Here is a 9,823-nt window from a genome sequence, read left to right on the forward strand (position 1 = left end):
TCGGCCACGAGGCCCCATTGGCGAATACTGTTCACGCTGCCCGCCCTAGCACCGTCACATCAAAGGTAAAATGCCCGGTGTTGAGGAATGGCGTCAGCCTAAGGAAGAAAGATCAATCAAGTTCGCGTAGCCACTGCGCGATCATCGCCTGCCCCGCCGCGACCGCGCCCGGCCCCAGACGATCATGATCGGCGCGCAGGCTGGCTTCGTCTCCGCCCGCCTCCACCACGGCCCCGGGCCATTGTGCCAGCCAATCGTCAAAGCGCGGATCCAGTCCCATCTCGGCATGGAACTGCAGCGCCAGGATATTTCGCCCTCGGCGGAAAGCCTGGTGATCGTAGACATGGCTGGACGCCAGCAGTTCGACATCGGCGGGAAGCGTGAAGGTATCGCCGTGCCAGTGCAGCACCGGCACATCGATCAGGTGACGCAGTGGCCCGTCCTGCGCAGAGGCACGAATTGTCACAGGATGAAAGCCCACTTCCTTGGCCGGCCCGGCATAGACCTGCGCCCCCAGCGCCGCCGCGATCATCTGCGCACCAAAGCAGACGCCCAGGGTGGGGCGCCCTGCTTCCAGTCGCTGCGCTAGCTTCTGGAGCTGGATGGTGATCCAGGGATAGCTATCCTGCTCATAAACGCCCATCGGGCCACCCATCATGATGAGCAGATCATACCGGCACAGGTCGAGATCGGGAAACGCGGGGTCCGCCACGTCGATGCGATCGACCTGATAGCCCGCCGCCTCGATAGGTTCGCGATAGGCGGCAACACCCTCGTAGGGCACGTGACGGATGATGAGCGCGGTCTTTGCCATAAGCCGGCATCATGAAAGAACGCGCCAGCCGGTTCAAGCGGAGGATGTCTTCCCCCGCCAGACATGCCCTCACTTGACCAATGCGGCAAATACGCCGATAAACGATTAATGAGATTGACTCGCATTATCTAATGAGTGCATTTTTTCTGCAGGAGGTTCGAGGATCGAAGCATGATGAGTGATCGCAAGCTTGCGCTGGCTGCCCATGCCCCTTCCACGCTGAGCGTGGAGGAAGTCACGCGGGTGCATCATTGGAACGACCACCTTTTCAGCTTCGCGATCTCTCGCCCGCCATCCTTCCGTTTCCGCTCTGGCGAATTCGTGATGATCGGGCTGCCTGGCGATGGTCGGCCGCTGCTGCGCGCCTATTCGATCGCCAGTCCCTCGTGGGCGGAGGAACTGGAGTTCCTATCGATCAAGGTCCCCGATGGGCCGCTGACATCGCGCCTGCAGCAGGTGGAGCCCGGCGATCCGGTGTTCCTGGGCCGCAAACCTACCGGCACGCTGGTCGCCGATGCGCTGCTGCCGGGGCGCAGGTTGTTCCTTTTCTCCACCGGCACCGGGCTGGCCCCGTTCCTGTCCCTTGCTCGCGATCCCGACATCTACGAACGGTTCGGCCAGATCGTGATCGTCCACTGCGTACGCTCCGCCGACGATCTGGCCTATCGCGGCGAATTGGAGAGTCATCTGGCGGACGATCCTCTGGTGCAGGAGCAGGCCCTGCTGCAACTCACCTATGTGCCCACGGTGACGCGGCAGGCGTTTCACACCATCGGCCGGATCGGCACGCTGATCGACAGCGGACGACTGTTCCAGGGCCTGGGCGGTGAGCGGCGGCTCGACCCGATGACTGACCGGGTGATGCTGTGCGGCAGCATGGAAATGATCCGCGACTTGACTGCGATGCTGGTCGACACCGGCTTTCGCGAGGGGGCCAACGCCCATCCCGGTGACTTCGTGATCGAACGCGCATTCGTAGGGTGATCGTTTTTTCGCAGGACTATGCCACCCAACCCCGCCCCGTCGGCTTGGAGCCTACTTCTCCCGCATTGCCTCGTTCGCCTTATTGATCGGCTTCATCAAGTATTGCAGCACGGTCTTGCTGCCGGTCTTGATCTCAACGGTCGAAACCATGCCGGGCATGATCGCGTATTCCCGTCCGTTCTTGGCATGCAGCGTCGACCGGTTGGTGCGCACGTAGACGCGATAATACACTTGATCGCGGTGCACCTCGTCCTGCAGCGTGTCGGGTGAAATGCGATCCACGGTCCCGGCCAAGGTGCCGTAGATCGAAGGATCGTAGGCCGTGATCTTTACGGTCGCGGGTTGGCCGGGCCGCAGGAAGGCGATGTCGCGCGGCGACATGCGCGTCTCGATCAGCAGGTTCTTTTCCAGCGGCACGATCTCCATCAGCGAACCGCCCGGCTGGATCACGCCGCCAATCGTGGTGACTTCCAGGTTCTTGACGATGCCGCGCACCGGACTGGCCAGCGTTGTGCGGTCCAGCTGATCGCGCCGCCCGCCCACGACTTGCACCACCTGGTCCAGCTCGGCCTTTGCTTTTGCATAGTCGTTGCTGGCATCGATGACGTATTGGTTGCGCAGGGAATCCAGCTTGGCCTGAATCTCGTTCTCTTGCCGGCGCAGCTGGATGATCTCCACCTGGTTCGCCGCGCCCAGTTCCACCAGAGGCTCCGTCATCGCCAGTTGCCGCCGCGTAAGGGCCAGCGATTCACGCATGCTGGCGGTGGCGACCTGCAGGTTTTGACGGCGCGATCGCATCAGCTCCATCTCGCGCCCGACGAGGCCAGGCATTTCGCGCACTGCAGGCGAAAACTGCGGGGTGCCACCGTTGATCTCTGCCTCCAGCCGGGCGGCGGTTGCCTCCAGTGAGCGGGCCTTGGCCTCCGCCTCGCCCAGCATCGAGCTGAACCTGGCCCGGTCCAGCGTCGCCAGCTTCTGCCCGGGGCGGACGATATCGCCTTCGCGCACGAAGATGCCGTTGACGATGCCGCCTTCCAGGCTTTGGATAATCTGCGACCGGGAAGGCGGCGTTACCTTGCCGCTGCCCACCGCCACTTCGTCCAGCACGCCGAAGTAGCTCCACACCAGGAAGGCGAGGATGCCGACGGACAGGATCGGGATGATGCGCAGGCGGCCAAAGGTCTTGACCCAGCGGCTATCATCCCCGGTGAGCAGAGCATCCAGCAGTCCGACCGAGCGCGTCGCGGGTGATACCGTGCTCATGCCCGCTTCTCCTGCACCGGCGTAGGTCCGGACAAGGCCCGCATGACCTGCTCCTTGGGTCCGTCCAGGGCGATCCGCCCCTTGTCGATCACGACGATGCGGTCGACCAGTTCCAGAAGGCCCGGGCGATTGGTGGTGACCACCAGCGTGCGCTTGCCCAGCCAGTTGCCCAGATTGGCGACCAGCGACCTTTCGCTAATATCATCCAGCGGGGCCGAAGGCTCATCCAGCAGCAGGACGTTGCCGTTGCGCAGCAACGCGCGCGCCAGCAGCAGTGTCTGGCGCTGGCCACCCGAAAGCCCCACACCGCCTTCCTGCAGCAGCAAGTCCATGCCTTGCGGCTGGCTTTGCACCAGGCCCAACCCGCCAGTGACCGCCAGCGCGTGCAGGATCTGCTCGTCGCTGACACCGGGGGAGCCGATCGTCAGGTTTTCGCGCACGGTGCCCAGGAACAGCTGCGCACCCTGCCCCAGGTATGCCGTGTCCCGCCGCACATCGAGCGGGTTGATCAACGACAGGCTGGTGCCATCCAACAGCAGTTCGCCGGACGTCGGCAGCGACAGGCCGGACAGCAGCCTGAGCAGCGTGGACTTGCCCGCGCCGATCCGTCCCAGCAGCGCCACCCGCTCACCGGCGCGGATCGACAGCCGCTCCAGCTTCAGAGCCAGCGGCGCTTCCTCGTCATAGGAATACGTGAGGTCCTTGATCTCGTAATTGCCGCTGAGCGCCGCGCGGCGCAGCATCCCGCGCTCGGGGTCGTGATCGACCGGCTTACCGAACAAGTCGTTCAGGCCGGTGAGGGCGATCTTGGCGTTCTGCCATCGCGTGAAGATGCTGCCGAACGGCACGAACAGCACCAGCGCGCGGCTTGTCAGGATGGAGCAGGCGATCAGCGCTCCCATTGTCATGTTGCCGTCCATCACCTGGAACGCCCCGGCGACCACCACGGCGGTGTAGGCCAGTTGCTGCAAGGTCTGGGTCCAATTGACGAACAATGCCGAGAAGAAGCGCTGCTCAGCACCGACGCGGCTTCCGGCCAGCGTCAGCCGTTCCCACAGCGACTGGAAGCGCGCCTCGGACTGCGAAGCCTTGATCTCGTCAATGCGCTCGATCGATTCCACCAGGATTGCGTTGCGCAGCGCACCCTCGCGCATGCCCTCGGTAGCGAGGCGGGCCAGCGGGCGCTGCAGGATCAGACCGGGCAGCAGGATCAGCAGCGCGGCCACGATGAGCACCCAGGTGAGCGATCCGGCCAGGAAGGCGAAAAGCACCAGGAACAGCACGATGAACGGCAGATCGATGAGCGCGCCGATTGTTGTGGACGTCAGCATCTCGCGGATCTGCTCGATATCGCGCAATTGCGATATCAGCGCCCCGGTAGATCGGGGCCGCGCATCGTTGCGGACGTCCAGCGCGCGGGCAAAGACGCGGGAGGAAATTTCCAGATCGGCGCGGCGGCCGATGCGGTCCACCAATTGCACCCGCGCGGTGCGCAGCGTCAATTCAAGGAACAGCGCCATGCCCGTACCCAGTGCCAGCACCCACAGCGTGGGCACCGATTGCGCGGGCACCACGCGGTCCCACACCTGCATCGCGAACAGCGAGGTGGCGAATGTCAGCAGGTTGCCGAAGACGGACCCCAGCATGATTTCGCCATAGCCGCGCCGATCCGCCATGATGATGTCCCACAGCCATGAGCGCGTGGGCGCACGCAGGAATTCATCCAGGCGGGCGTCACGCGATCGGGTGGACATCGGCTCCACCAGGGCAACCCGGCCAGTGGTCCGCTGCCGAAAGGCGTCCAGCGCGATCTCCACCGGACTGTCAGCGCCCAGACCCGCCATCGTGGCGCGTACGCTGTCGGCATCGCGGGCATGAACGATGGCTGCGCCGCCTTCCAGCTCGAACACCGCCGGCAGCATCAGTTCGGGAACCTCGTCGATCGCCAGCCGCACGATCTGGACCTCCAGCCCGGACAGCCGGGCCGCATTGATCAGCGCCTTGTCGCGGTCCTGCCCCTCCGACCAATAAAGCCGCGCATCCAATTCCTGCGCGCCGACCGGCACGCCCTTCAGCGCGCCCAGGCTAGCGACAGCGGCGATCCAACCAGTCTGTTGCGCGGTAGGGGCGAAAACGGTCGCGGTATCGTCAGCCATCGATTTCGTCTTCCGTTAGCAATCGTGCGGGCAAGCCTAGGGAGGGTCGCAACCGGCCACACAAATTCTCGAACCGCACGCGGGCGGACATCACGTCGTAATCAGCACCGATCCGGGCGCTGGCGGCACGATAGACCTCAAGCTGAGTGTTCAGCAGTTCCGTCAGCGTGCGCTTGCCCAGCTTGTATTCCTCGAAGAAGATCTTGCTGGCAGTGATGGCCTGCTCTTCCTGTCGGGAGTACGCAGAGATGCGTTGCTGGCCGGCGCGGATTTCCTGGCGGGCCGAAAGCGCCTTGCCACGCGCGTCCAGAACGGTGGTGTCATGGACCGCCGCCGCCGCGCGGCGATCCTCCTGCGCGGCTTCGACCAGATAGCGGCTGCTGCGGCGATAGAGGTCTCCGCTGACAGTCACCATCGCGTTGAAGGCGTTGTCGCGCGTGTTATAGGTGTAGTTGTTGCGAGTGTAGCCCATTTGCAGGCCCAGCCGGGGATAGCGCTCCGCCTTGGCTTGTCCGATCTTGGAAGTGGCGGCTTTCTCTGCCTCCTGCGCTGCCAGAACGGAGGGCAGTCTCTCATAATCCGGCTCCTCATCGCCGGTCTCGAACCGGGAGATCAGCGGCTTGGGATCGTCATAAGCCTGCGGTAGCGCGCCGATAAGGTTCAACAGGCGCGATTGCGCCACGGTGTAGGCAGTCTCCGCCTGGATCGCCTCACCCCTGGCGGACTCCACCCGGACATCGGCCAGCATCAGATCGGACTTGTCCGAAACCCCGGCGTTGACGCGGGCACCGATCAGGAAGCGCAAGTGATCCAGCTCCGCCACCTGGTTCGCCGCGGCGGTGGAGAGCAGTTCGAAGCGCTTCACTTCCAGGAATGCCAGCGCGCTTTGTTCGGCCAGCTGATCGGCCACGCTTTCCAATTCGTATCCACGCTGACGCGTGGTGGACCGCGCCGCGCCGATCTCTCCCTTGGAGCGGCCAAAGTCCCACACCTGCTGTTGCAGGAAAACGCTGGGGCCCGCCATGTTCTGGTTCAGGGCGGAGTTGTTGCGGCTGGAGAACATGTTGGGGCCCAGGTTCGCCTGATAGCCGGCCTGCGGCATCCACACGGACCGGGCCGCGCCCAGATCCGCCTTGCCACGCGCCAGGGCCGCGTTGGCGCGCGCGATCTCAGGATGGCGGGACAATGTTCGGACAACTGCGTCTGCCAGGTCGATCCGGCCGATACGGGGGTCCCCCGGCCGCACGATATCGCCGGAGATCGTGGGCGGAGCGACCGCTGCCGGTTGCTCTTGCGCATGCGCTGTCGCCACAAGCACTCCCGGGGCGACGATTATCGCCACCGGGCCCCTCCACCATCGCAACGCCATTCACTCCCCGATTTTTACGGCGTCTTTTGTTGTCTCGCGTAGTGCTGCCGGTCAGACGACCGCCAGCACCGCGTGATCTACGTAGATGTCCGTCGTGCCCAGAACGTAGTGGTTGTACGCCTCTCCATTGATCAGCGACTGGCCCTGCAGCACGGCCCCCGTCATCGTCACAGTATCGTTGCCGTCACCGTTGATGGTCAGGGTTTGATTGGCATCCGTGGCCCGCAGGACACCCGCCTCGGTCAAGGTGATCTGGCGGCCGGCATCGCCGGTGCCCAGATCGATCGCCTCGATGTTGCGGATGTTGCTCACAAGGTCGAGGTTGAGCACCGGGCCTGTTCCGGTGTCGATCAGCAATGTGTCCGTTCCGGTTCCACCGTCGATCAAAACATCGTTGCTATCGTACACCAGGGTATCATTTCCGGCACCGCCGTTGAGGGTATCGGCTCCCGCACCGCCCCGCAGGAAGTCGTTGCCGTCACCACCGTTCAGCGTGTCGTTCCCGCCATGGCCATAGAGTCTGTCGTTCCCGATGGTGCCGTTCAGCGTATTGGCACCAGCATCACCTTCGAAAAGGTTCGGCGAGCCGCTGGAATTCAGCAAGCTGAGATCGAGCAACGTACCGGTGAGCGAAGTGCTGGTTAGATTGGTGGTGTCGGTCGCTGAAATCGAGGTCGAGTTGAGGACATCGAGGCTGGCGAGCGGCAGGTTCTGCTGGAAATGCACCGTCGCCAGCAGCTCGTTTGCGGCCAGGTTGTCGATCGGGCCGCCGTTGATGGCGCTGATCGTCAACGTGGAAGTCGGAGCGACAAGGCCCAGGACACCGGCGTTGTTGGTGATGGCGATCTGCAGGCCCAGTTCCGCCGCCACCACCGCGGAAGCGGTCAGCGTGTAGGCCCCCAAGCCCAAGCCCAGCGCCGGGGCATAGCGGACCTGCAACGACCGGAGGTTGTTGTTGGGATCCACCGCTGTCAGCGATTGAGTGCTGAGATCGATCAGATTGAGCGCTTCCACACCCACCAGACCCAGCAGCGAGGTTCCGCTCGCCTGAACCAGTGGAGCCTGCTGCGTGATCGCGGTGATCGCCAGGGACTGGCTGGCAGTGCTGCCGATATTGCCCGCCGTATCGATCAGCCGTGCACCCACGGTATGGCTGCCCACCGAAAGGTTGCCAGCACCGTAGAACCAGCTTGTACCCGAAACCGTGGCATTCACCCAGGTTCCGCCGTCGATCTGGACCTGCAGCTGCTCCCCGGCGCCCAGCCCCGCGCCCAGCGTGCCGCTGATGATCGGGCTGGTATCCTGCGTGCTCCAATCACCCACCGCGCCCGTGTCCGTGGTCAGGGTGGTAATTGCGATACCCTGCGCAGGCGCGACCGTATCCAGCAGCAGCCCATAGGCATTGGATGGCAGGCTGGCATTGCCGGCCGGATCGACGGTGGTGGCGGTGAAGCTGTGCGCACCGGCGGCGATGGCCGTTGCCGGGGTGAAGCTCCATGCGCCCAGGGCATTGCTGGTGGTGCTGCCGATGACCAGGCCATTGTCATAGATCACCAATGTCGTGTTGGCAGGCCCCGTGCCGTTGATCTGCGGCAGTGCATCGTTGGAAATGCCGCCGCTCAAGATTATGCCTGCGTTGGGCGCCACATCGTCCACAACGCTGGTTATAATTGGTACAACCGGAGCGGTTGTATCTACCGTGACGGTGAATGCCGCGGACGACCCGCCCGGGTTGCCCGCCGCGTCAGTCGCCGTAGCGGTGAAGCTGTAGGTTCCTTCCACCAGCGGCGTTCCGGGGGTGAAGCTCCAGTTGCCGGTTGCGTCCGCCTGGGTGGTGCCGATGGCAATGCCATTTGCAAACACCGTCAGCGTAGCGCCTGCTTCGCTTGTGCCGCGCAGCAATGGCAAGGTGTCGTTGGTGACGCCGCCGCTGCTTACCGGGCCCTGCACCGTGCCGACGTCATCCGTCAGGCTGGTGATGGCCGGAGCAGAGGGCGCGATCGTATCCACCCGCACCGCAAACGGCGTGGAGGCCGGGCCCTGGTTGCCTGCGCTATCCGTGGCGCGAACGGTGAAGCTGTGCGCCCCCTCCGTCAGTGCCGTCGACGGGGTGAAGGTCCAGGCGCCCAGGGCACTGGCAGTGACGGAGCCGATCGGCGCGCCATTGTCGAACACCACGACGGTGGCGTTGGCCTCGGCATTGCCGGAAAGCGTTGGCAACGTGTCGTTGGTCGCCCCGCCATTGGTGAGCGCGCCCACCGTGGGCAACACATCATCCAACACAGCCGTAATCGTGGCAGCCGCCGGGGCGACCGTATCGACGATGACGGTATAGGCGTTCGATACGGCGCTAAGATTGCCCGCGACATCCCGCACGGTAGCGGTAAAGATGTGTGGCCCATCCGGCAACTGTGACGGCGGGGTGAAGCTCCAGGTGCCGGTACCGCTGGCGACCACAGTGCCCAGCAAGGCCCCGTCGCTGAAGATCGAGACGGTGCCGTTCGCCTCCGCCGTGCCAGAGAGCAGCGGCGCGCCATCATCGGTGAACGCGCCGGACGTGAGCAGACCCTGCACGGTGCCCACATCATCTGCGGCGTTGATAATCACCGGCGCATTGGGTGCGGCGATGTCGACCGTCAGATTGAACGCTGCCGTCGGCGCGCTCTGGTTGCCCACCGCATCGGTGGCGGTGATGGTGATGGCATGAGCACCGGCGGAAAGCGGCGTCGTGGGCGTGAAGGTCCACCCCCCAAGCGCCCCGGCGACGGTGGTGCCGATCTGCACGCCATTGTCGAACACCGTGACGGTCGCGTTGGCTTCCGCCGTGCCCGAAAGGCGCGGTGTGCCATCGTCTGTAAACGCTCCGGAGATCAACGGGCCGACGATCGTGCCGACATCGTCGATTACGCTGGCCAGCGTCGGCACGGGTGGCGCGGTGACGTCGACCGAGATCGCATAGGCGGACGAGGGGAAGCTTGGCACTCCGGCGGCGTTGGTCGCCACCGCCGTGAACACGTGCGCTCCGCCCAGCAGCGGCGTGGTTGGCGTGAACGTCCAGTTGCCGGATGCATCCGCCGTGGTCGTGCCGATCTGGCCCAGGCCATCGAACACCGCGACAGTGACGTTTGCCGCCGCCGTGCCGTTGATCGTGGGGAGAGCATCGTTGGTGGCCCCGCCGTTGCCGATATTGCCGGTGATCGTGCCAACGTCGTCCAGCACCGTGGTGATGACCGGGAT

General features: G+C 64.4%; 6 protein-coding genes. 1 reads left to right on the top strand and 5 read right to left on the bottom strand.

Going from position 1 to position 9,823, the window contains the following annotated elements:
* Positions 1–112 precede the first annotated feature (112 nt).
* Positions 113–814, bottom strand: coding sequence for a glutamine amidotransferase (locus tag ACHWRX_RS11270; RefSeq protein WP_394659281.1), 702 nt, complete (start codon positions 812–814; stop codon positions 113–115).
* 174 nt (positions 815–988) lie between these two features.
* Between ACHWRX_RS11270 and ACHWRX_RS11275 the strand changes: the two genes are divergently transcribed.
* The gene (locus ACHWRX_RS11275; RefSeq protein WP_394659286.1) at positions 989–1,798 is read left to right on the top strand and encodes a ferredoxin--NADP reductase; all 810 of its coding nucleotides are present in this window, start codon (positions 989–991) and stop codon (positions 1,796–1,798) included.
* 51 nt (positions 1,799–1,849) lie between these two features.
* Here the strand turns inward: ACHWRX_RS11275 and ACHWRX_RS11280 are convergent, their stop codons facing one another.
* From ACHWRX_RS11280 to ACHWRX_RS11295, 4 genes are all read right to left on the bottom strand, one after another.
* Complete coding sequence (locus tag ACHWRX_RS11280; protein WP_394659282.1) at positions 1,850–3,061, bottom strand: HlyD family type I secretion periplasmic adaptor subunit; 1,212 nt, start codon at positions 3,059–3,061, stop codon at positions 1,850–1,852.
* Complete coding sequence (locus ACHWRX_RS11285; protein ID WP_394659283.1) at positions 3,058–5,217, bottom strand: type I secretion system permease/ATPase; 2,160 nt, start codon at positions 5,215–5,217, stop codon at positions 3,058–3,060. Before ACHWRX_RS11285 ends, ACHWRX_RS11280 begins: the two co-directional genes overlap by 4 nt.
* Complete coding sequence (locus tag ACHWRX_RS11290) at positions 5,210–6,559, bottom strand: TolC family protein (protein ID WP_394659284.1); 1,350 nt, start codon at positions 6,557–6,559, stop codon at positions 5,210–5,212. The genes ACHWRX_RS11285 and ACHWRX_RS11290 overlap by 8 nt, the downstream gene beginning before the upstream one ends.
* Before the next feature lie 78 nt (positions 6,560–6,637).
* On the bottom strand, positions 6,638–9,823 hold a 3,186-nt coding region (locus tag ACHWRX_RS11295), incomplete at its 5' end, for an Ig-like domain-containing protein (protein WP_394659285.1).

Origin of the sequence: uncultured Novosphingobium sp., from assembly GCF_964277725.1 — a bacterium.
GTDB classification, from domain to species: Bacteria; Pseudomonadota; Alphaproteobacteria; order Sphingomonadales; family Sphingomonadaceae; genus Novosphingobium; species Novosphingobium fluoreni.

What these genes read in the sequence shown, in the direction of transcription:
- ACHWRX_RS11270 (WP_394659281.1), bottom strand. Translation starts at nt 814, where the DNA reads ATGGCAAAGACCGCGCTCATCATCCGTCACGTGCCCTACGAGGGTGTT.
- ACHWRX_RS11275 (WP_394659286.1), top strand. Translation starts at nt 989, where the DNA reads ATGAGTGATCGCAAGCTTGCGCTGGCTGCCCATGCCCCTTCCACGCTG.
- ACHWRX_RS11280 (WP_394659282.1), bottom strand. Translation starts at nt 3,061, where the DNA reads ATGAGCACGGTATCACCCGCGACGCGCTCGGTCGGACTGCTGGATGCT.
- ACHWRX_RS11285 (WP_394659283.1), bottom strand. Translation starts at nt 5,217, where the DNA reads ATGGCTGACGATACCGCGACCGTTTTCGCCCCTACCGCGCAACAGACT.